Annotated in this window: 20 protein-coding genes and 2 tRNA genes; 6 read left to right on the top strand and 16 right to left on the bottom strand. The window is 62.3% G+C overall.

Features of this window, described 5'->3' with window-relative positions; all coding sequences use genetic code 11:
* Nucleotides 1-17: 17 nt before the first annotated feature.
* From HWY05_RS22235 to HWY05_RS22225, 3 genes are all read right to left on the bottom strand, one after another.
* Nucleotides 18-629, bottom strand: a complete 612-nt coding sequence (locus HWY05_RS22235) for an SDR family NAD(P)-dependent oxidoreductase (RefSeq protein ID WP_176059652.1) — start codon at nt 627-629, stop codon at nt 18-20.
* Between the two features lie 64 nt (nt 630-693).
* Nucleotides 694-1,548, bottom strand: a complete 855-nt coding sequence (locus tag HWY05_RS22230; RefSeq protein WP_176059651.1) for an alpha/beta hydrolase — start codon at nt 1,546-1,548, stop codon at nt 694-696.
* 82 nt (nt 1,549-1,630) lie between these two features.
* The gene (locus HWY05_RS22225; RefSeq protein ID WP_176059650.1) at nt 1,631-2,326 is read right to left on the bottom strand and encodes an alpha/beta hydrolase; all 696 of its coding nucleotides are present in this window, start codon (nt 2,324-2,326) and stop codon (nt 1,631-1,633) included.
* Nucleotides 2,327-2,474: 148 nt separating this feature from the next.
* Between HWY05_RS22225 and HWY05_RS22220 the strand changes: the two genes are divergently transcribed.
* Both HWY05_RS22220 and HWY05_RS22215 read left to right on the top strand, forming a co-directional pair.
* Nucleotides 2,475-3,107: a CGNR zinc finger domain-containing protein gene (locus HWY05_RS22220; protein WP_035546887.1), complete on the top strand. Its 633-nt coding sequence runs from the start codon at nt 2,475-2,477 to the stop codon at nt 3,105-3,107.
* Nucleotides 3,108-3,366: 259 nt separating this feature from the next.
* Entirely contained in the window at nt 3,367-3,732 is a 366-nt protein-coding gene (locus tag HWY05_RS22215) for an RcnB family protein (RefSeq protein ID WP_035546890.1), read from the top strand.
* Nucleotides 3,733-3,822: 90 nt separating this feature from the next.
* Here HWY05_RS22215 and HWY05_RS22210 read toward each other — a convergent pair whose 3' ends face one another.
* Together HWY05_RS22210 and HWY05_RS22205 are read right to left on the bottom strand one after the other, a co-directional pair.
* Nucleotides 3,823-4,014: a hypothetical protein gene (locus tag HWY05_RS22210; RefSeq protein WP_176059649.1), complete on the bottom strand. Its 192-nt coding sequence runs from the start codon at nt 4,012-4,014 to the stop codon at nt 3,823-3,825.
* A gap of 149 nt (nt 4,015-4,163) precedes the next feature.
* Nucleotides 4,164-5,072, bottom strand: coding sequence for a LysR family transcriptional regulator (locus HWY05_RS22205; protein WP_176059648.1), 909 nt, complete (start codon nt 5,070-5,072; stop codon nt 4,164-4,166).
* Between the two features lie 175 nt (nt 5,073-5,247).
* Between HWY05_RS22205 and HWY05_RS22200 the strand changes: the two genes are divergently transcribed.
* The 4 genes from HWY05_RS22200 (at nt 5,248) to HWY05_RS22185 (ending at nt 11,485) form a co-directional block, all read left to right on the top strand.
* Entirely contained in the window at nt 5,248-7,368 is a 2,121-nt protein-coding gene (locus HWY05_RS22200; RefSeq protein ID WP_176059647.1) for a 3-hydroxyacyl-CoA dehydrogenase NAD-binding domain-containing protein, read from the top strand.
* Nucleotides 7,369-7,457: 89 nt separating this feature from the next.
* Nucleotides 7,458-8,666, top strand: coding sequence for an acyl-CoA dehydrogenase family protein (locus tag HWY05_RS22195; protein WP_035546900.1), 1,209 nt, complete (start codon nt 7,458-7,460; stop codon nt 8,664-8,666).
* A 12-nt stretch (nt 8,667-8,678) separates the two neighbouring features.
* Nucleotides 8,679-9,839, top strand: coding sequence for an acyl-CoA dehydrogenase (locus HWY05_RS22190; protein ID WP_176059646.1), 1,161 nt, complete (start codon nt 8,679-8,681; stop codon nt 9,837-9,839).
* A 65-nt stretch (nt 9,840-9,904) separates the two neighbouring features.
* Nucleotides 9,905-11,485 carry a TrkA C-terminal domain-containing protein gene (locus HWY05_RS22185; RefSeq protein ID WP_176059645.1) on the top strand — a complete coding sequence of 527 codons (1,581 nt, stop codon included), beginning with the start codon at nt 9,905-9,907 and terminating at the stop codon, nt 11,483-11,485.
* An 80-nt stretch (nt 11,486-11,565) separates the two neighbouring features.
* On the opposite strand, the gene HWY05_RS22180 is transcribed toward HWY05_RS22185, so the two are convergent.
* The 11 genes from HWY05_RS22180 to HWY05_RS22130 all read right to left on the bottom strand — a co-directional run bounded on the left by HWY05_RS22180 (nt 11,566) and on the right by HWY05_RS22130 (nt 22,433).
* Nucleotides 11,566-11,642 (bottom strand) — tRNA-Pro (locus HWY05_RS22180).
* Nucleotides 11,643-11,705: 63 nt separating this feature from the next.
* Nucleotides 11,706-12,131, bottom strand: coding sequence for a MerR family transcriptional regulator (locus HWY05_RS22175; RefSeq protein ID WP_176059644.1), 426 nt, complete (start codon nt 12,129-12,131; stop codon nt 11,706-11,708).
* 46 nt (nt 12,132-12,177) lie between these two features.
* Complete coding sequence (locus HWY05_RS22170) at nt 12,178-12,588, bottom strand: integration host factor subunit alpha (RefSeq protein WP_035546911.1); 411 nt, start codon at nt 12,586-12,588, stop codon at nt 12,178-12,180.
* A 69-nt stretch (nt 12,589-12,657) separates the two neighbouring features.
* Nucleotides 12,658-15,093 carry a phenylalanine--tRNA ligase subunit beta gene (gene pheT, locus HWY05_RS22165; protein WP_176059643.1) on the bottom strand — a complete coding sequence of 812 codons (2,436 nt, stop codon included), beginning with the start codon at nt 15,091-15,093 and terminating at the stop codon, nt 12,658-12,660.
* Nucleotides 15,094-15,235: 142 nt separating this feature from the next.
* A complete protein-coding gene (gene pheS, locus HWY05_RS22160) occupies nt 15,236-16,249 on the bottom strand; it encodes a phenylalanine--tRNA ligase subunit alpha (RefSeq protein ID WP_176059642.1) in 1,014 nt (337 codons plus the stop codon).
* A 158-nt stretch (nt 16,250-16,407) separates the two neighbouring features.
* Nucleotides 16,408-16,767, bottom strand: a complete 360-nt coding sequence (rplT, locus tag HWY05_RS22155) for a 50S ribosomal protein L20 (protein WP_006052502.1) — start codon at nt 16,765-16,767, stop codon at nt 16,408-16,410.
* 29 nt (nt 16,768-16,796) lie between these two features.
* A complete protein-coding gene (gene rpmI / locus HWY05_RS22150; protein WP_012433738.1) occupies nt 16,797-16,994 on the bottom strand; it encodes a 50S ribosomal protein L35 in 198 nt (65 codons plus the stop codon).
* Nucleotides 16,995-17,236: 242 nt separating this feature from the next.
* Nucleotides 17,237-17,761, bottom strand: coding sequence for a translation initiation factor IF-3 (infC, locus tag HWY05_RS22145; RefSeq protein ID WP_081935657.1), 525 nt, complete (start codon nt 17,759-17,761; stop codon nt 17,237-17,239).
* 49 nt (nt 17,762-17,810) lie between these two features.
* Nucleotides 17,811-19,718 (bottom strand): threonine--tRNA ligase, encoded by a 1,908-nt coding sequence (gene thrS, locus HWY05_RS22140; RefSeq protein ID WP_176059641.1) that lies wholly within the window; start codon nt 19,716-19,718, stop codon nt 17,811-17,813.
* A gap of 253 nt (nt 19,719-19,971) precedes the next feature.
* Nucleotides 19,972-20,048 (bottom strand) — tRNA-Val (locus HWY05_RS22135).
* Nucleotides 20,049-20,189: 141 nt separating this feature from the next.
* On the bottom strand, nt 20,190-22,433 hold the full coding sequence (locus HWY05_RS22130) for a bifunctional (p)ppGpp synthetase/guanosine-3',5'-bis(diphosphate) 3'-pyrophosphohydrolase (protein ID WP_035546923.1): 2,244 nt from the start codon (nt 22,431-22,433) through the stop codon (nt 20,190-20,192).
* Nucleotides 22,434-22,471: the final 38 nt, after the last annotated feature.

The raw sequence follows: 22,471 nt of genomic DNA, 5'->3' as shown, positions 1-22,471 counted from the left end.
CGCGCCATGCAGGCCGGTCAAGTCCGCATGAGCCTGCTCGGGCTCACACGGATTTGACCTCGCCGCCGCCCGGTCATCACGGCTCCGGGCAACACGCTGTTCACTTGCACGCCGTCGGCGATGCCGCGATCCGAAAAGGCCTTGGCGAGCGCCACGATGGCCGCGTTGATGGTCCCGACCGCGGCGTACGGCGCTTTCGGAAATAACGCCGAATTGCCCGACATCAACACGACCGAACCCGACGACGCCTTCAACGAAGGCCACGCCGCGACCGTCAGACGCCGCGCGCCGTGCAGTTTCAGCGCGAGGCCGCTATCCCACTGCTCGTCGGTCATGTCGAGCACGTCGATCTGCGGCACCGCGCCCGCGATATTGAGCACCGCATCGATGCGACCGAACCTGGCGAGCGTCTGATCGACCACGTTCCGCGCGGCATCGGGTATGGACAGATCGACGTCGAGCACCAGCGCCTCGGCGCCTGCATGCTTGACCTCGACAGCGGTTTCTTCAAGCTTCTCGCGATTGCGCGCCACCAGCACGATCGACGGAAAATCCCGCGCCAGCCTGATCGCCGTCGACCGGCCAATCCCCTGGCTCGCGCCGGTCACAATCGCTACTTTCGTGGACATGTCATGGCTCCTTTCGTTTGCCGAAGCGAACGTTCTCAACGTTCAATCCCGTGCGCTGCACGACTCAACGCGTCAGGAAATCGCCAATCGCATCAGCGATCTCCGAAGCATGCGTTTCCAGCGCGAAATGGCCGGTATCGAAGAAGCGCACAACCGCTTGCGGCATGTCGCGCCTGAATGCTTCGGCGCCGGGCGGCAGAAAGAACGGATCGTGCTTGCCCCACACGGCCAGGAACGGCGGTTGATGCGTGCGGAAGTAATGCTGGAACGCGGGATACAACGCGACGTTGTTTCGATAGTCGCCGAACAGGTCGAGCTGGATTTCGTCGGCGCCGGGGCGGTTCAGATAGAACGCGTCGAGCGTATAGCCGTCGGGCGACACACTCGTCGTATCGGGCACGCCGTGCGTGTATTGCCAGCGGGTCGTCTCTAGCGTCAGCATCGCGCGCAGCGCTTCGCGGTTGGCGGCCGATGCGTCCTGCCAATAGGCGCGAATCGGATTCCACCCATCGCTGAGGCCTTCTTCGTACGCGTTGCCGTTCTGCGAAATGATCGCCGTGATGCGTTCGGGATGCTTGAGCGCGAGCCGGAAGCCGGTCGGTGCGCCGTAGTCGAATACATAGACGGCGTAGCGATCGAAACCGATCACTTCGGTGAAGCGGTCGATCACGTTGGCGAGGTTATCGAACGTGTACGCGAACGCGTCACGGCCCGGCATATCCGATTGTCCAAAACCGGGCAGGTCCGGCGCGACGATATGGAAACGGTCGGCCAGCTTCGGAATCAGATCTCGGAACATGTGGCCCGAACTCGGGAAGCCATGCAACAGCAGCAGCTTCGGTGCGCCCGGCCGACCGGCCTCGCGATAGAACACGTTGAAACCGTCGACGTCTGCGGTGCGATAGGTAAGGGCGGACATGGTTTTCACCTGTGAAAAAAAGAAGGGGCTGGCGGTCGACAACAATTAGCGACCGTCTGTACAACAAGACTTCGATAACGTTTTAACGAGCCGCTAACGACTCGACCGCTTCGACGATGACCTGGGTCACGACGTCCGGCGCGGTGACGATCGGCGTGTGATCGACCTGGTACGAACGCACGTTCGCGTTCATGCGACGCGCCATGCCATGCTGCGTGTCGGGGTTGATCATCCGGTCCTGCTCCGCGACCAGAAACCAGCTGGGCAGATCTTTCCAAAGCGGCCGCGCGACCGCCTCGCCGATGCAGGCCGCCGCGATGGGACGCTGAACCGCGGCAAGCGTCGTGAGTTCGAGCGGTGCGGCATGCTGGGCAAACGCGGTGGCGAAGGCGTCGTGCGGCAGCCAGATCAACCCGTGCCGATCCGGCGCCAACTGCGGCGCCTGCGGATGCGCGGTGCCGCGATAGAAGACGTCGGCCACCGTTTCGCCTTCGTCGGGCGCGAGCGCGGCGACGTAGACCAACGCCTCGATCGCAGCCGAGCGCGCCGAACCGATCACCGCTCCCGCATACGCATGACCTGCGAGAACCACCGGACCCTCGATCCGTTCGAGCGTTCGTTCGAGCGCGGCCACGTCGTCGGCTAACGACGTCAACGGCAGCGGCGCGGCGACCGCATCGATCTGATGTGCGGCGAGGCGTTCGATCACCTTGCTCCAGCTCGAACCGTCAGCCCATGCGCCATGCACCAGCACCGCGGTCACATTACGAGAATTCATTTCTGCGCTCCTTTGAGGGAAAGGGACATCGATTTACTTGTAACCTCTAAATTCATGTTTTAAAGGTTACTAACGCAGCATGTAACTTGTCAAGACGATTTTTAGTGGTTACGATGAACGCATTACCCTTTCACATTCGTCAGAAGACATGGACTACCGTGAGATTCCCGCGATCTTCGTGGCCGACGCGGCCGGCCTCGACTTCCTGAACTCCATCGCCACGCCGGTGGATGAGCCCGTCGACTGGATCAGCGACGGCGTAGGCCTGCTGGCCTGGTCGGAACAGGCCGGCCTCGTGCCGCGCGCCGCGCTGGCGGAAATTCGCACGCGCTCAACGGCCGCCGAACTCGACCGTGTCGCCGAGCAGGCGCGCGAACTGCGCGAGTGGTTCAGGGGATTTGTGCAGAAGCGCAAGGGCCGCGCGTTGAGCGCTAAAAATCTGCGCGATCTGGAACCGCTGAACCGCCTGCTGGCGCGCGACGAACAGCATCGCGAGATCGTCGCCGGCGCGTCAGATGCGGCGACCGTTTTCGAACTGAGCGACCAGCGGCGCTGGCGCTCCGCCGAATCGTTGCTGATGCCGATTGTCGAGGCCATGGCGAAGCTGGTCTGCGACCAGGACTTCACGTACGTGAAAGCGTGTGAGGGACCGAAATGCACGCTGCTGTTCGCCGATCACACGCGCGGGCACGCGCGGCGCTGGTGCAGCATGGCGCTTTGCGGCAACCGCGCGAAGGTGGCGGCTCATCGCAAGCGGATCAAGGAGCAGGAGGCGGGGTGATGTTGCGGGTGCCCTAAGCGCTCACGTCGCTCGCACGTTTCAACCTTCCGCTTCATGTTGAAACGCGAGCGCGTGCAGCTTCACGAGCCGCCGCGGGTCACGTGCAAATCTTGCGCGAATCACGCGGCATCGATCCCCCGCGCTTTTGGCAAAGCCACCTTGTTTGTGCGATTATTTGCCGGCGCTGGCCTTCTGGGCGAATCAGCCTGGGCCGCGTCGAACAGCCGATAGTTCGTGACACTCTCTTCGAGGCGTAGCCATGAAACCAGTCATCGCGCAGCTTGTCATCGTTTCCTTGCTCGGCACATCGGTTGCCGCGCTAGCACAACAACCCCATCACGACGATCAACACGGCGGCCCGCCACCTCACAGCATGCGAGGACACGGCGCGCCGCGCGAAGCCGATATCGGCCGTCAGGGCGGCCCGATTCCGCACAGCGATTGGCATAAAGGCGAGCGGCTTCCGGCCGAGTATCGCGATCGCAGTTACGTGGTCGACAATTGGCATGAACACGGGCTGCATGCACCGCCGCGCGGCTATCAATGGGTCGGTGTGAACGGGGATTACGTGCTCGCTGCCGTGGCCAGCGGCGTGATTGCCGACGTGCTGCTGTCCGGGCACTAACCCGCCGGCGCGGTAGACCATGCTCCTCGATCTCTTTCGGGGTCCCGGCCGCGTGTTCGGATTGACCGACCAGCTCACCTGATACGGCATTCACACGCGCTTGTTGTTGCGCTGCGCGCGGCTCGCGCGCCAGCGGAACAACAAGCCCATGAGTCCCGCGAATGCGGCCGTGCCTGCGTAACCGGCGAAACGAATCGCGTCTTCGCTGGGCAGGCGGAACATCAATAGCGTCATCAACGCGAGTGCGGCCACCACGGCCAGAAGTCGGACGATCCATTTCATCTGACACCTCCGCGTCCCAATGGTTGTGAAGTCAAGCGTCGCGCGGAACATAGGGGACATCCCGCCCCTCCGCACGTCGTCTCACATCAAGCATACCCGCGCTCGCGGCAAAAACAATTTGCGGCTTTCCCGATCCGGGACGGTCCCGATCACGCGCCCGTCCCTCTGCCGCTGCCTTGCGCCTGCTGCAAAATAAACTCGATGAACGTCGCCGCCGCACGCGTGTGATGCCGGTTCGGCATATAGAGCATGTACATATGCGTGCCGAAGATGCTCAGGCGCCATTCGTCGAGCGCGGTCACTACCGCGCCGCATTTCAGATCCTCCTGCACCACGTAGTCGGGCACGAGCCCGACACCCAAACCCGCAAGCACCGCGTCGCGCAGAAACAGAAAGTTCTCGGAGATGAGCGTCGGCTCGAGCAGCACTTCGTGCCGCTCATCGCGCCAATAGGCGGCTACGCGCAACTGCCTGCCGACCACCGCCGACGTGATCAACGGCGCGGTGCGCAGATCGTCGAGCCGCACCGGCATGCCGCGGCTTTCGGCGAACGCGGGCGACGCGCACGCGACATAGCGCACCGGCCCCATGTCGCGCGCGACCAGGTTTTGCGGCGGCTCGGACATGACCCGCACGGCGATATCCACTTCGTCGCGCATCAGGTCTTCGACACGGTTTTCGAACATCACGTCCAGCACGATGCCCGGATAAACCCGCTTGAACGCGATCAGCCAGTCGGACATGACCAGTTGACCGTAGCCGCTCGGCACGCTCAGCCGCACCCGCCCTTGCAGGCTTTGACCGAGCATGGCGACCGATTCGCGGGCGGCCAGCAGCGCGTTCTGGATCGCGCGGCCATGTTCGTAGAGTTGCAGGCCGATTTCGGTCGGCTCGACCCGCCGCGTGGTGCGTCTGACCAGTTGCAGACCGATCGAGCGCTCCAGCTGGTTCAGGTGGTAGCTCACGTTCGCGCGGCTCATTTTCAGCCGGCGCGCGGCCTCGCTCAGGTTGCCCGCGTCGAGAATGTCCACCAGCAAGGTCAGCGAATTGACGTCCACGGCGGCGCCTTTGTCAAAATAATTTTGACAGTCTGTCAACCGTCCATGTGATTGTCAATAAACCTTGACCACCGCACAATCGGAGAATTCGCCAGACGCGGTCTGCCCGCGCGCAGCCGGGCACCGCCGCTAGCAACCGCAAGCAGCCACAGATAAACCGTTCAGGAGACACCCCATGCCCCTCACCCCTTCGACCGATGTCGTCACGCATGCCGTACGCGGCAAGGTGCTGCTCGTGACCATCGACCATGCGCCGGTCAATGCCCTCTCCGCCGACGTGCGGCGCGGCCTCGCCCACGCGATCGACGCCGCCGACGCCGATCCGGCCGTCGAGGCGGTGCTGATCGTCGGCGCGGGGCGCAACTTCATCGCCGGTGCGGACATTCGCGAGTTCGGCAAACCGCCGGTGCCGCCTTCGCTGCCGGACGTGTGCACCCGCATCGAAGCGTGCACGAAGCCGGTGGTGGCCGCGATTCACGGCGCGGCGCTGGGTGGCGGCCTGGAAGTGGCGCTCGCCGCGCATTACCGGATCGCCGTCGACGGCGCGAAGCTCGGCCTGCCCGAAGTGCAACTCGGCCTGCTGCCGGGCGCGGGCGGCACGCAGCGCACACCGCGCCTGATCGGCGCGGCCGCCGCGCTCGATCTGATTCTCAGCGGCCGGCATGCGAGCGCGCAGGAAGCGTTGGCGCTGGGTCTGGTCGACCGTGTCGGCAGCAGCGACGATCTGCTTGCCGAAGGCCTCGCTTACACACAGGAGTTGCTGGCCGCCCACGCGCCGGTTCGCCGCACGCGCGACGCCACGGCACTCGCCGATCGCGCCGCGAGTCTCGCCGCGGTCGCGGCCGCGCGCGCGGACACCGCAAAGAAATCGCGCGGCCTGTTCTCGCCGCTCAGGATCGTCGACGCGGTGGAAGCCGCCATCGAACAATCCTTCGACGAAGGCCTTCGGATCGAACGCAAGCTGTTCGTCGAATGTCTCGATAGCCCGCAGCGTGCCGGGTTGATTCACGCGTTCTTTGCCGAACGTGAAGTGCTCAAGGCGCCCGAAACGCGCTCCGCCAAACCGCGCACGCTCGACGCAATCGGCGTGGTCGGCGGCGGCACGATGGGCGCGGGCATCGCCGTCGCGGTACTCGACGCGGGCTTGCCGGTGACGATGATCGAACGCGACGACGAATCGCTCGCGCGCGGCCGCGCGCACATCGAAAAGGTCTACGACGGCCTGATCGCGAAAGGCCGCCTGAGCGCGGAGAAGAAAGCCGCCGTGATGGCGCGCTGGAGCGGCAGCACCTCGTACGACGCACTCGCCAACGCCGACCTCGTGATCGAAGCCGTGTTCGAAGATCTGGCCGTGAAAAAGGCCGTGTTCGCCGAACTCGATCGCGTCTGCAAACAAGGCGCGGTGCTCGCGACCAACACGTCGTATCTCGACATCGACGCGATCGCGTCGAGCATCTCGCGTCCCGCCGACGTGATCGGCCTGCACTTCTTCTCGCCGGCCAACATCATGAAGCTGCTGGAAGTGGTGGTGCCGAAACAGGTCAGCGCCGACGTGGTCGCCACCGCATTCGAGCTCGCGAAGAAGCTGCGCAAGACACCGGTGCGCGCGGGCGTGTGCGACGGCTTTATCGGCAACCGCGTGCTCGCCGTGTATCGCAGCGCCGCTGACGCGATGATGGAAGACGGCGCGTCGCCGTATCAGATCGACGCCGCCGTGCGCGCGTTCGGCTTTGCGATGGGACCGTTTCAGGTGGTCGATCTGGCGGGCGGCGACATCGGCTGGGCTACGCGAAAACGGCGCGCGGCAACCCGCAATCCCGCCGCCCGCTATGTGCAGATCAGCGACCGTTTGTGCGAGCGCGGCTGGTTCGGCCAGAAGACCGGCCGCGGGTTTTATCTGTATGCCGAAGGTTCGCGCAGCGGCGCGCCCGACCCCGAAGTTCAAGCGATCATCGACGCCGAACGCAAACGCGCCGGCATCACGCCGCGTACTTTCACCGACGAAGAGATCGTGCGCCGCTACATGGCTGCCATGATCAACGAAGGCGCGAACGTTGTGCACGAAGGCATCGCGCTGCGGCCGTTGGACGTCGACGTGACCTTCCTGTACGGCTATGGTTTCCCGCGCTATCGCGGCGGTCCGATGAAATACGCCGACATGGTGGGGCTCCCGGCGATTCTCGCCGACATTCGCGAGTTCGCGAAAGAAGACCCGCTGTTCTGGCAAGCGTCGCCGCTGCTGGTCGAGCTGGTCGAACGCGGCGCCGACTTCGCGAGTCTGAACCAGACGGTCTGAAGCCGCCGCTTTTTTGCGCCTGTTATGCAGCACGGCCGGTGGCGCGCAAGCGCGCCCCGCTCCGCTCACTTTCCACGGAACACTCCGCTATGGATCTGAACTTCACCCCTGAAGAAGAAGCCTTCCGCGCCGACGTGCAGACGTTCCTGCGCGATAAGCTGCCGCAGCGTCTCGCCGACAAGGTCCACGGCGGCCGTCGTCTGACGCGCGACGACATGGCCCAATGGCATGCGATTCTCAACGCGCAGGGCTGGCTCGCGAATCACTGGCCGAAGGAGTGCGGCGGTCCCGGCTGGAACGCGGTGCAGAAATTCATCTTCGAAAACGAATGCGCGTTGGCGGGCGCGCCGCGCGTCGTGCCGTTCGGCGTCAACATGCTCGGGCCGGTGCTGATCAAGTACGGCAGCGACGCGCAGAAACACCATTGGCTGCCGCGCATTCTCGACGGCTCGGACTGGTGGTGCCAGGGCTATTCGGAACCGGGCGCGGGCTCGGATCTCGCGGCGGTCAACACGCGCGCCGTACGCGCCATCGACGCGCAAGGCGAGCACTACCTCGTCAACGGCCAGAAAACGTGGACCACGCTCGGCCACTTCGCGAACATGATCTTCTGCCTCGTGCGCACCGACACCGACGCGCGCAAGCAGGCCGGCATCAGCTTCCTGCTGATCGACATGAACACGCCGGGTATCGACGTGCGTCCGATCATCACGCTCGACGGCGAACATGAAGTCAACGAAGTGTTTTTCACCGACGTGCGCGTGCCGGCCGAAAACCTCGTCGGCGAAGAGAACAAGGGCTGGACCTACGCGAAGTATCTGCTCACGTATGAGCGCACCAATATCGCGGGCGTCGGGTTCTCGGTGGCCGCCTTCAACCGGCTGCGCAAGATCGCCGCGAAGCAGCAGCGCAACGGCCGGCCGCTCGCCGACGATCCGTCGTTCGCCGCGCGCATGGCGCGCGTCGAGATCGATCTGGAGAACATGAAGACCACCAACCTGCGTGTGATCGCGGCGGTGGCGGGCGGCGGCGTGCCGGGCGCGGAAAGCTCGATGCTGAAGATTCGCGGCACCGAGATCCGTCAGGAAATCTCGTCGCTGACGCGTCGCGCGATGGGACCGTATGCGCAGCCGTTCGTCGAGGAAGCCTTGCACGATGGTTTCGACGGCGTGCCGGTCGGCCCCGCCGAAGCGGCGAGCGCCGCCTCGCTGTATTTCAACAATCGCAAGCTGTCGATCTTCGGCGGCTCGAACGAAATCCAGAAGAACATCATTTCCAAAATGATCCTGGGACTGTAAGGGGCGCACGTCATGAACTTCCAGCACACCGAAGACCGCCGCATGCTGGCGGACTCGCTGAACCGATTCGTCAGCGAGCAATACGGCTTCGACACGCGTGACCAGATCGCGCGCTCGGCGCAAGGTTTCAGCAGCGAATTGTGGGGCCGCTTTGCCGAACTCGGCGTGATCGGCGCGTTGTTCGACGAAGCGAACGGTGGATTTGGCGGCGGCGGGTTCGACATGTCCGTCGTGTTCGAATGCCTCGGCCGTGGGCTCGTGGTCGAGCCGTTTCTCGATACGCTGATGGTTGGGCAAGCGCTGGTGCGCAGCGGGAATGAAACGCAGCGGGCCTTGCTCGAAGGCTTGATCGATGGCTCGCGGATCGTTGCGCTCGCACATGGTGAGCCGGATGGGCACTATGAGTTGGCACGGGTGGCCACGCGTGCGCTGCGCGACGGGCAAGCTGATACCGATGGCGATGCTGATGGCCGCTCATGGCAATTGAACGGCTCGAAGGCGGTGGTCCAACACGGCGAGCATGCCGGGCTGTTTCTGGTTTCGGCCCGCACGCATGGCGCCGATGATGCGGAAGAAGGCATCAGCCTCTTCCTCGTGCCGCGCGACACGGCGGGCGTCAGCGTGCGCGGCTATCGCAAGATCGACGGCGGCCGCGCCGCCGAAGTGACGTTCGACCACGTCACGCTCGACGCCGGCGCGCTGCTCGGCACAGCGGGCGTTGGCTTCGCGACACTCGAATACGCTATTGGCTGCGGCGTGCTCGCGTTGTGTGCCGAGGCCGTCGGCGCAATGGATGTCGCGAAGGACCACACGCTCGAGTATCTGCGCACGCGCAAGCAGTTCGGCGTGCCGATCGGCAGCTTCCAGGCGTTGCAGCATCGTATGGCGGATCTGCTGCTCGAGATCGAGCAGGCACGCTCGGCGGTGATCAATGCGGCGGCCGCGCTGGGTGCGCCGCGCACGACGCGCGAACGGGCGTTGTCGGCGGCGAAATACAGCATCGGCAGAATCGGGGCGATGGTTGCCGAAGAATGCATCCAGCTGCACGGCGGCATTGGCATGACGTGGGAACTACCGCTCGCTCACTACGCGAAACGCCTCGTGATGATCGATCATCAACTCGGCGACGAGGATCATCATCTCGAACGGTTTATCGCGCTCGGAGGAAGGTAGTATTCAGGGTCACCGCCGCACAATCCGCTGGACCCGCAGAAGCCTCAACCCTGATCGGAGCCGACATGGACGCCCTGAAGACGCTTCTCGAGCAGCAACCGTTGATGACGTTGTTCCTCACGATCGCGGCGGGCTATTTTGTCGGCGAGATCAACGTCAAAGGGTTTTCGCTCGGCGTCGGCGCGGTGCTGTTCGTCGCGCTGGCGGCCGGCTGGTTCGCGCCGAAGGCCGCGCCCGCGCCGATGATCGGCACGCTCGGCCTCTCGCTCTTTCTCTACACAGTCGGCGTTCAGTACGGCAAGCAGTTCTTTCTCGGCCTCACCAGCGCTGCGGGCCGACGCGCGAATCTGCTCGCGCTCGTGGGGGTGTTGTGTGCGGGCGCGGTGAGTATCGCGATTCAGAAAATCATGCAGCTCGATCCGGGCTATGCGCTCGGTCTGTTCTCCGGTTCCGGCACGAGCACGGCCGCGCTGCAGGCGGCGATCGCCGTGCTCGGCAACGACAACGCCGCGGTGGGCTATTCGGTTTCGTACCCGTTCGGCGTGGCTGGTCCGATTCTGCTGCTCTACCTGGCCTTCGCGATCCTGTCGCCGAAGATCAACACCGCCACGGGCGCGGGTCTGGATATTCTCGAAATCGCGCTGCGCAATCCGGACTTCTGCGGCAAGACAGTGAGCGAAGCACTCACCGGGTTGCCCGCCGACGTGCAGATCGTCGCCGTGCGCAGCGCGCATCACAATGCGCCCGCATCGCCCGAACTCGTGCTCGCTGAAAACGACGTGGTGCTGGCCGTGAGCCCGAATCAGGACGCGCTCGCCGAAGCCCGCACGCGTCTGGGCGAAGCGGCGCCCGGCCGCGTGCTGCGCGATCGCGGCGATCTGGATTATCTACGGGTGTTTGCGTCGCGCGCGAACGTGGTGGGCCGCCCGCTCGGCGAACTCGCGTTGCCCGACGGCTCGATCGTCGCGCATGTTCGGCGCGGCGACGCCGACATCCTGCCGCGTCCCGAACTCATGCTGGAATACGGCGATCGCGTCGGCCTGCTGACGAAACGCGCGATGTTTCCCACGCTGCGGACGTTCTTCGGCGACTCGATCAAAGGCACCGCTGAATTCAGCTACATCTCGGTCGGCCTGGGCATGGCGCTCGGCTTCCTGGCCGGTGCGCTGCAGATTCCGTTGCCGGGCCTCGGCAAGCTGGCGCTGGGTTTATGCGGCGTGCTGATCGTGGCGCTCTTGCTTGGCAAATTGCGCCGCACCGGCAGCATCAACTGGACCATGCCGCTGCCCGCGAATCTCGTAATGCGCAATCTCGGGCTGACAATTTTTCTCGCGCAAGTGGGCATGGCGTCGGGGCCAAAATTCGCCGCGACGGTCTCGCAAACGGGACTGCTGATGCTTGGCCTGGGCGCGCTCGTGCTGCTCGCGTTGGCGGTGCCGATTCTGATTCTCGGGCTGCTGGTGTATCGGCTGCCGTATGACGAGGTCGCGGGGATTGTCGCCGGTGCGTGCGGTAATCCGGCGATTCTTGCGTTCGCCAACAAGCTCACGCCCACCGATCGGCCGGATATCGGCTACGCGATGATCTTCCCCGCGATGACGATCGTGAAGATACTGTTTGTGGATATCGTGCCGAAGCTGATGTGAACTCGCAAACCCAGCTCCGGAATAGAAAGAGCAAAAGAAAAAGGCCCTACAAGCGATGCTTGTAAGGCCTTGATATCTTGTGGTCGGGGCGAGAGGATTTGAACCTCCGACCACACGCCCCCCAGGCGTGTGCGCTACCAGGCTGCGCTACGCCCCGAACAGTTGAAAATTATAACAGACACTTCTTTCGATTAGAACCGCCCTGCACTAACAAAGTGAACTAGCGGCCCAGCAGATCGATCACGTGCAGCAACTCCTTGCGCAACTGCTCGACATCCACCGACGCGGCGGCGGCGGCGGCCGCCGCCGGCGCTTGCGCGGTCGCGACGCTTTCACCTTCGTCAAGATCCTCGGCCGGCGCACCGCGCGCCCCGCCGCCATGTGAATCGAGACGATTGCGCGCGCCATTGATCGTGAAGCCCTGCTCATAGAGCAACTCACGAATCCGTCTGATCAACAGCACCTCATGGTGCTGATAGTACCGACGATTGCCGCGCCGCTTGACCGGCCGCAACTGCGTGAACTCCTGCTCCCAGTAACGCAACACATGGGGCTTCACGCCGCATAGTTCGCTGACCTCACCAATCGTGAAGTAGCGCTTCGCCGGAATCGGAGGCAAGACGACTTTTTCGATCGCCGCTGTCATCGTCAGTTAGCCGTCGTGGTGGGTTGCGCAGGAATGCGCCAGTCGATCAGCGCGCGAAGCTCGCTTCAGCGCCGTTCTCAACCAGTGCCTTCAGCTTTTGACTCGCATGGAACGTCACAACCCGGCGCGCGGCGATCGGAATCGCCTCGCCGGTCTTCGGATTTCTGCCGGGACGCTGGGGTTTGTCGCGCAACTGGAAGTTGCCGAAGCCCGACAACTTCACGCTGTCGCCACTCTCCAGCGCGTCGCGGATCACCTCGAAGAACGCTTCGACCATGTCTTTCGCTTCCCGCTTGTTGAGCCCGACATTGTCGAACAGCAACTCGGCAAGTTCAGCTTTGGTGAGCGTCGGCGTTTCAGCAGAAACGACGGCGGGTGATGTCGGAATATCGCGAATCATGGCGCTGCGTTGCGCCGTAAGAAGGGCTTCGAAATCACTCGAGTTCATTTCATTCATATCTATCAAATGGCGCGCCATGCAAAAAACAAAGGATGCGGAAACAGCCGTGCAATTGTTAAATGCGGGTTATCCGCGCAACCGTGCGCCATATACTCGAGCCAGACGTTCCACTAGAGTTTGAATGGCCAGATCGACCGTCTCATCCTGAAGGGTTCCGCCAGTATCTTGCAAGGTCACACGGAACGCAAGGCTTTTCTCATGAGCGGCCAGACCGCCGGAAGTGTTTGATTTTGGACGGAATTCGTCGAAAAGCGTAACCTTCTGAACGCTCTTGCAAGCGGGTTCGGATTGCGCCTTCTGCAGCTCGTCCAACAGCGCCTGAACCTCGATTTTCTGATCGACGACCACCGCAATATCACGACGCACCGGCGGGAATTTAGACACGTCTGCAGGAATGGGCAATACCCGCTGCATTAATGCTTCCGATTCGATTTCAAACAGAATCGGCGCATGCGGCAAATCATATTTCTGCATCCAGCGCGGATGCAATTCGCCAATCCAGCCGACTGCGCGGCCATTCACTTCGATACGCGCGCTGCGTCCCGGATGCAGCGCCGGATGTTCCGCTTTCACGAAACGTGCCACTGCCGGCGCCAGCAAGGCTTCGAGATCGCCCTTCACGTCGAAGTAGTCGACCGTGCGGGTGGACGCGCCCCACTGCTCGTCGAGCGCCGGGCCGTAGGCGAGCGCGCCGATCATCTTCGGCTGCGCGAAACCTTCCACGGTGAGTTCGCCGGCCTTGATCGACGGATCATGCAGGAACACGCGACCGGCTTCGAACACGCGCACGCGATCCGCGGCGCGGCGATTCAGGTTCGTGCGCAGCACGTGGATCAGGCTCCCGAACAGCGTGGTACGCATGACCGACAACTGGCTTGCAATCGGATTGAGCAAACGCACCGGCTTGTCGTTGCCCGCGAAGTCCTGTTCCCACTCAGCGTCGACGAAACTGAAGTTCACCGTTTCCGCGTAATCGCGCGCGGCGAGTGCATGGCGGATCACGTGGATCGAACGCTGGGTTTCGTTGGTCGCGAGCATTTCGCTGGTTGCAACCGGCGGACGCGCGGGGATCTTTTCGAAGCCGTAGATCCGCGCGACTTCTTCGATCAGGTCTTCTTCGATTTCAATGTCGAAGCGGTACGACGGCGGCATCACCGAGAACGCGTCGTCGCTGCGCTCGAACGTGAGGCCGAGACGCGTGAAGATTTGCGCGATTTCATCCGCGTCGATCTTGATGCCGATGATGCGGTTCGCACGCGACACACGCATCTTCACCGGCTCGCGCTTCGGCACGTTGACGATCTGGTCGTCGACCGGACCGGCCGCGCCGCCGCAGATGTCGAGAATCAGTTGCGTGATGCGTTCGATGTGCTCGACCGTGGTCGCGTAGTCGACGCCGCGTTCGAAGCGATGGCCCGCATCGGTCGAGAAGTTGTACTTGCGCGAGCGGCCGCGAATGCTATCCGGCCACCAGAACGCGGCTTCCAGATAGATGTTCGTGGTGTCGAGCGTGACCGCCGTGCTGTCGCCGCCCATGATGCCGGCGAGACTTTCAATGTGCTGCTCGTCCGCGATCACACCGACGGTGTCGTCGAGCTCGACCGTGTTGCCGTTCAGCAGCTTGAGCGTTTCGCCCTTGCGGCCCCAGCGCACGTCCATGCCGCCGTGGATCTTGTCCAGATCGAACACGTGCGACGGACGGCCCAGTTCGAGCATCACGTAGTTCGAGATATCGACCAGCGCGGAGATGCTGCGTTGACCCGAACGTTCGAGACGCTGAATCATCCATTGCGGTGACTTCGCGCGTGCATTCACGCCGCGAATCACGCGACCCGAGAAGCGGCCGCACAGATCCGGTGCCGAGATTTTGACGGGCAGCGTTTCGTCGAGCGTGACTTGCGCCGGCTTGATCTCGAGCGGGCGCAACGATGCACCGGTGATCGCCGACGTTTCGCGCGCTACGCCGAACACCGACAGACAATCGGCTTTGTTCGGCGTCAGCTTGATTTCGAAAATCGTGTCGTCAAGATTGAGCGTTTCGCGGATGTCCTGGCCGATCGGCGTATCTTCCGGCAGGATCATCAGGCCGCTATGATCTTCCGACAGCTTCAGTTCGCGCGCCGAGCAGAGCATGCCCTGGCTTTCCACGCCGCGCAGCTTGGAGAGCTTGATCGCGAACGGCGCGGCGCCCTCTTCGGCCGGCGGCAATTGCGCGCCCACCAACGCGACCGGCACCTTGATGCCCGGCGCCACGTTCGGCGCGCCGCACACGATGTTCAGCGTCGCGCCCGTGCCGGCGTCGACCTGACACACGTTGAGCTTGTCCGCGTCCGGGTGCTTGACGACTTCCAGCACCTGGCCGACAACGATCTTCGAGGTCGGCGGCGCAGCCGGCCGCAGGTCTTCAACTTCGAGACCGGCCATTGTCAACGCGTGCGACAGTTGGTCGGTCGTCAGTTGCGGATCGACAAAGGTTCTCAGCCAGGATTCCGGGAATTGCATGGTTCTGTGTACGTTCTGATCAGGTTAGGTCCACGTCCGGCAATGTTGCCCTGGTGCTTCTCTGGACTCTGCCGGGGACGCTGCGAACGGCACGCCTTGCATGCCATTCGCGCTCTATGCTTGTCGCGTTCGACCGCGCGGTTCAGGCGAATTGACGCAGGAAACGCAGGTCGTTTTCGAAGAACAGACGCAGGTCTTGCACGCCGTAGCGCAACATGGTGAGCCGTTCGAGGCCACTGCCGAACGCGAAGCCGATATGGCGCTCCGGGTCGAGACCCATGTTGCGAATCACCGTGGGATGCACCTGGCCGGAGCCCGAAATTTCGAGCCACTTGCCGGCGTTCTTGCCCGTTTCGAACAGCATGTCGATTTCAGCCGACGGTTCGGTGAACGGAAAATACGACGGACGGAAGCGCACGAGAATGTCGTCGCGCTCGAAGAATTTCTTCAGGAAGTCGGTGTAGACGCCCTTCAGGTCCGCGAAGCTGATGTTCTCGTCGATCCACAGACCTTCGACCTGGTTGAACATCGGCGAATGGGTCGCGTCGCTGTCCACGCGATACGTGCGGCCCGGCACGATCACCTTGATCGGCGGCGTGTTGGTGCGCGCGTAACGCACCTGCATCGGGCTGGTATGGGTGCGCAGCAGCAGTTGACGGCCGTCGGCATCTTTGCCGTCGACGTAGAAGGTGTCCTGCATGGAACGCGCCGGATGGTTTTCCGGGCTGTTCAGCGAGGTGAAGTTGTACCAGTCGGTTTCGATTTCGGGGCCGTCGGCCACGTCGAATCCGATCGACCGGAAAATCTGTTCGACGCGCTCCCACGTGCGCATCACCGGGTGCAGGCTGCCTGCGCCGGTGCCGCGACCGGGCAACGTGACGTCGATGGCTTCAGCGGCGAGGCGCTGATTCAGCAACGCGTCGGCCAATGCCTGACGGCGGGCCGTCAATGCGGCTTCCACTTGTTGCTTGACGAGGTTGATCCGTGCGCCTTCGGTCTTGCGCGTTTCGGGATCGAGTTTGCCAAGGCCCTTCAATAGCTCGGTCAGCGCACCCGATTTACCAAGAAAGCGCGCTTTCTCGTTCTCGAGGGTGGTGACGTCGGAGGCTTCTGCGAAGGCTTTTTGCGCGTCGGCGACAATCTGGTCCAGATCCATTGATCCCATCATTTCAACGTCAGTGTTCAATCGAAGCAAAACTGGTTCTACCAACAAAAACGGGGCTCGGTGAGGAGCCCCGTTTTTGCTGCAGCGTCACCGAGACTACCGGATGTTCGCTACAACGAACCACGCAGTATTAATTGCCAGAAGCGCAATCAGGCTGCAACGGCGGCTTTCACCTGCTGAACGATCGCAGCAAAAGCAGCCTTGTCAAACACAGCCATGTCGGCCAGCACCTTGCGGTCGAGTTCGATCGAAGCCTTCTTCAGGCCGTTGATGAACACGCTGTACGTCATGTCGTGCTGACGCACCGCCGCGTTGATACGCGTGATCCACAATGCACGGAACACACGCTTCTTGTTGCGGCGATCGCGATAGGCGTATTGGCCTGCGCGCATGACCGCCTGCTTGGCGATGCGATAGACGTTATTGCGACGGCCGCGGTAACCCTTGGCCAGCTTGATGATCTTCTTGTGACGGGCCCGTGCGGTAACCCCACGTTTTACTCGAGGCATATCTTGCTCCTATGAGTTTCGGTTAAGGGTTAAGCGAACGGCAGCATTGCGCGCACGGAGTTCATATCTGCATCATGAACTGCCGTCGAACCGCGCAAGTGGCGTTTGTTCTTGGTGGTCTTCTTGGTAAGAATGTGGCGCTTGAAGGCCTGACCGCGCTTGACGGTACCGCCCGGACGCACCACGAAGCGCTTTGCAGCACTCTTCTTGGTCTTCATCTTCGGCATGACAACTCCATTATTAGATGGATATGGGTGTGCGGTCGGCCAGAAGCCATCACCCGCCCTTCGAAACCCATTCCACTTGGTATGCAGACCGCCAATACAACCGACGGCCGCTTTTCAGGAATCGGCGCGTAGTTCTGCGCCGTTCCGAAACCTGCAGATACCACACCGGACACCCGGCACAGCATCATTCAATCTCTCACCACCAGAGCGCGCGCCACACGGCACGCCGCCGCTCCAGCGGTTTACTTCTTTTTCTTCGGAGCGATCACCATGATCATCTGGCGTCCTTCCATTTTGGGCATCTGCTCGACCTGACCGACTTCGTCGAGGTCCGTGCGCAGGCGCTCAAGGACGCGCATACCGATTTCCTGGTGAGCCATTTCGCGGCCACGGAAACGCAACGTGATTTTCGTCTTGTCGCCGTCGTCGAGGAAGCGAATGAGGTTACGCAGCTTGACGTTGTAGTCACCGTCATCAGTGCCCGGACGGAATTTAACTTCCTTGACCTGGACAATCTTCTGCTTGAGCTTGGCCTCGTGCTGCTTCTTCGCTTCCGAGTACTTGAACTTGCCGTAGTCCATCAAGCGGCAAACTGGCGGTACCGCTTGCGGGGCGATTTCAACCAGATCGACATCCTGCTGTTCCGACATGCGGAACGCATCAGCGAGCTTCACGATGCCGAGCGGTTCGTTCTCGACTCCGACCAGACGCACCTCGGGTGCCGTAATTTCACCGTTGATGCGGTGCGCAGACTTATCAGTAGCGATGTTACGTTTCCTCTAAAATTTAAAAAAACGAGCCGGGCTGCCAAGTGGCTCAGTTGAACGACTGCACGTCATGGCGCAGACGCTCAATGAAGGTATCGAGAGGCATAACGCCCAGATCGACACCACCACGGGCACGCACGGCTACCGTTTGGGCTTCACGCTCTTTGTCGCCGACCACAAGCAGGTACGGGACCTTTTCCAGCGTGTGCTCGCGTATTTTATAGCTAATCTTCTCGTTGCGCAAATCGGCCTCTACTCTAACCCCTTGTTTTTGCAACGATTGGGCTAGCGAGCGTGCATATTCGGTCTGATTTTCCGCGATATTCATCACCACAACCTGCATGGGCGCGAGCCAGGACGGCATTGCACCAGCGTGGTGCTCGATCAGAATGCCCAAGAACCGCTCCATTGATCCGACGATTGCCCGGTGCAGCATGATCGGCCGGCGGCGGCCATTGTCTTCCGCGACGTATTCTGCGCCGAGGCGCTCCGGCAACACCATATCGAGCTGCAGCGTACCGCATTGCCACGAGCGGCCGAGTGCATCCTTGATGTGATATTCGACCTTCGGACCGTAGAACGCGCCCTCGCCCGGCAACTCTTCCCACGTCACGCCGCACGCGGTCAGCGCTTCGCGCAGACCCTGCTCCGCGCGATCCCACGTCTCGTCCGTGCCGGCACGTGCGTCCGGACGCAGCGACAACTTGATCTCGACCTTGTCGAAGCCGAAGTCCTTGTACACGCTCATGGCCAGCGTGTTGAAGGCGATCGATTCGCTGATGAACTGGTCTTCGGTACAGAAAATATGTGCGTCGTCCTGCACGAAACCACGCACTCGCATCAGGCCATGCAACGCGCCCGACGATTCATTGCGGTGGCACGAACCAAACTCCGCGTAACGCAGCGGCAGATCGCGGTACGAACGCAAGCCGTGGTTGAACACCTGCACGTGACCCGGGCAGTTCATCGGCTTGATCGCGTAGTCGCGCTTTTCCGATTCCGTCGTGAACATGTTTTCACGATAGTTCTGCCAGTGGCCCGACGCTTCCCACAGCGAGCGGTCCATGATCATCGGCGTCTTGATTTCGAGGTACCCGGCGTCGTTCACGCGACGACGCATGTACTGCTCGACCTGCTGCCACAGCGTCCAGCCGCGCGGATGCCAGAACACCATGCCCGGCGACTCGTCCTGCATATGGAACAGATCGAGTTGCTTGCCGAGTTTGCGGTGGTCGCGTTTTTCGGCCTCTTCGAGCATGTGCAGATACGCTTCCTGGTCTTCTTTTTTGGTCCAGGCCGTACCGTAGATGCGCTGCAATTGCTCGTTCTTCGAATCGCCACGCCAGTAGGCGCCCGCCACCTTCATCAGCTTGAAGACTTTCAACTTGCCAGTGGACGGCACGTGCGGGCCACGGCACAGATCGGTAAAGCCGCCATGCGAGTACAGCTTGATATCGTCGCTGGACGGAATCGATTCGATGATCTCGGCCTTGTACTTTTCGCCGATGCTCTTGAAGTAGTCCACTGCTTCTTCACGCGACACCACGCGGCGCGAAACCGGCTCGTCTTTCTTGGCGAGTTCCTGCATGCGCTTCTCGATCTTTTCCAGATCTTCCGGCGTGAAGGGGCGGCTGTACGCGAAGTCGTAGTAGAAACCGTTGTCGATCACCGGGCCGATCGTGACCTGCGCTTCCGGGAACAGATCCTTCACCGCGTACGCGAGCAGGTGCGCCGTGGAGTGACGAATGATGTCGAGACCGTCGGCGTCTTTTTCGGTGACGATGGCGAGCGCCACGTCGTGATCGATCAGCGCGGACGTATCAACCAGTTCACCGTCGATCTTGCCGCCGAGCGCAGCCTTCGCGAGGCCGGGGCCGATCGAGGCGGCCACTTCGGCGACGGTCACCGGATGCTCGTACTGTCGAACAGAACCGTCAGGCAGACGTATCGAAACCATTGTGTTCTCCGTGGTGCCGACCGGCGGTGGCACATACAACCAGGTCTAAAAAGCCAAAAAAAATGCGGCCCCGCTTTCGAGGGGCCGCATTCACATTTCCTGCAAACTACATTGGCGAAAGTGGTCCTCGACTAGCGTCGCTCCGAAGTAGTTTCGGTCAACGTTCGCGGTGTCATAACCGTATTCGCCTTTTGCGCCAAAGGCGCTTACTGCAGTTTGCGAAACCCCGGCAAAACCGGAATTTCTCTTTCGTTGGTAGGCTCGATTGGACTCGAACCAACGACCCCCACCATGTCAAGGTGGTGCTCTAACCAGCTGAGCTACGAGCCTGAAGAAACGAGATTATATGGAGCGCCACACTGCTTGGCAAGTACTTTTATGCACCGACTTTAAATTTCTACCCAACTGCACGAGCGTGTGAAGCCGAGGCCTCTGCAGAGACGGCGACACACACAGACCACCGCTCACGCATCAACTCTTGCGCGAAGCGCGCACCACACCCGTCACTTCGCCGAGCACCGTGCACGCGCGCTGAATCTGCGCGGAGTTCGACACCTCGACGGTAAATTGCATGAACGCGGTATTGCGGCGCGATTGCGTCTTCACACCGATCACATTCACTTTCTCGCGCGCGAAAACTTCGGAGATGTCGCGCAGCAAACCCTGCCGGTCCGTCGCCTCGATGCTGAGGTCGACCGGATAGACCGACTGGCCGCGACCGCTCATCACGTCCGCCGACCATGCGGTTTGCAACACGCGCTCAGGCGCGCGATCCGCCATGCGCAGGAACGTCGGGCAATCGCTGCGGTGAATCGACATGCCTTTACCGCGCGTGACGAAACCGCTGATATCGTCCGGCGGTGCGGGCCGGCAGCAACGCGCGAGCTGCGTCAGCAACGCGTCGACACCGACCACCAGCACACCGGTGGACGCGCCGCGCGCGACGCTCGCACCGCTGCTGCGCTTTTCGAATTGCTCAGGTGCCTCGACCATGGGCTCGGGCGGCGGTGCGTCGTGCAACGCCTGCTCGACGAGCCGCAGACTGAACTCTTCCTTGCCCACCACCGAGAACAGATCGTCGGTCGTCTTGAAGCCCAGCTTGGCCGCAAGCTGATCGAGGTTGACCGAGGTCTTGCCTTCGCGCTGCAAGGTCTTTTCGACCATCGCACGTCCGCTGGCGATGTGCTCCTGCACTTCGACCGCGTTGAACCACGCGCGCACTTTCTGCCGCGCGCGCGGGCTTTGCAGATAGCCGAGCTGCGGGTTGAGCCAGTCGCGAGACGGACCGCCCTCCTTCACCGCGACGATCTCGATCGTCTGGCCGTTCTGCAACGGCGTGTTGAGCGGCACCATCGCGCCATCGACGCGCGCGCCACGACAACGATGCCCCAGCTCGCTATGCAGGTGATACGCGAAATCGACGGGCGTCGCGCCGTGCGGCAGCGGAATCACGCGCGCCTGCGGCGTCAGCACGTAGATGTGGTCGTCGTCGAGCGTGGCCTGGCGCAGTTGTTCCCACGGCTGCGCCGCGCGCTTCTCGCCATGCTCGCCTTCCGAGACTTCATCTTTCCACGCGAGCAGTTGCCGCAGCCACGCGATCTTCTCGTCGTACTTCTCATTGGCGCTGAATTGCCCGCCGTAACCGCGCGTGCCCGCTTCCTTGTAACGCCAGTGAGCCGCCACGCCGTATTCGGCGAACTGATGCATTTCGTGCGTACGGATCTGCACTTCGAACGCGCGGCCGTCGTCGCCGATTACAACCGTGTGCAGCGATTTGTAGCCGTTCGGCTTGGGTCGCGAGATGTAGTCGTCGAACTCTCGCGGCACCGGTTGCCACAGGTTGTGCACGATGCCGAGCACGGTGTAGCAATCTTTGATGTCCGGCACGATCACGCGAAACGCGCGCACGTCGTACAACTCGGCAAAGTCCAGCTCCTTGCCGCGCATCTTGCGCCAGATGCTGTAAATGTGTTTCGGCCGGCCGCTGACTTCGGCGCGGATATCCGCCGCGGCCAGTTCCTGTTGCAGGCGCCCGATAGCCTGCGCGACATAGCCCTCACGCTCGACACGTTTCTCGTCGAGCAGCTTGGCAATGCGCTTGTACGTGACCGGCTCCTCGAAGCGGAACGCGAGATCTTCGAGCTCCCACTTCAGTTGCCAGATGCCGAGCCGATTGGCGAGCGGCGCGTAAATGTCGAGCGTTTCGCGCGCTACGTCCGGCGACGGCGTGATCTTCGCCGCAGCGTAATAGCGCATGGATTGCAGACGCGATGCGAGCCGGATCAGCACCACGCGAATGTCTTGCGCGAACGCGAGCAGCATCTTGCGCAACGCTTCGACCTGGGCGCGGCGTGCGGCCTGCGCGTCCCGCCCGGCTTCGGGCATCGCGTTTTGCGCGGCACGCAAGCTGACGGTGCCGAGACGCAGCAGCTTGCGCACGTCGCCGACCAGTTGCGCGACTTCTTCGCCGAAGTTGTCGGCGATCACGCGCTCCGGATCCTGCAGATGCGGCGTCAACGCAAACAGCGCCGCCGCCAGCACCGCCGGCGGATCGACGTTGAGCGTGCGCATGATCGACGCCGTGCCCGCCGCGTGATCCGCCAGCAACTCGCCCGAGGACAGCCGTACCTCGCCCGCATGTTCGCGCACGAACGCCATCGCTTCGTCAAAGGACGGGAGGGGGTTCGGCGTGCTCGTAACGGTTTCGGTATTCATGGTGCGACGGTGCGACGGCCCAACGGGCCGGACGAATC

This window comes from Paraburkholderia sp. BCC1876 (genome assembly GCF_902833695.1).
Lineage (GTDB): Bacteria > Pseudomonadota > Gammaproteobacteria > Burkholderiales > Burkholderiaceae > Paraburkholderia.
Note: the sequence above shows the minus strand (reverse complement) of the source record. Positions and strands in the feature narration are given on the sequence as shown.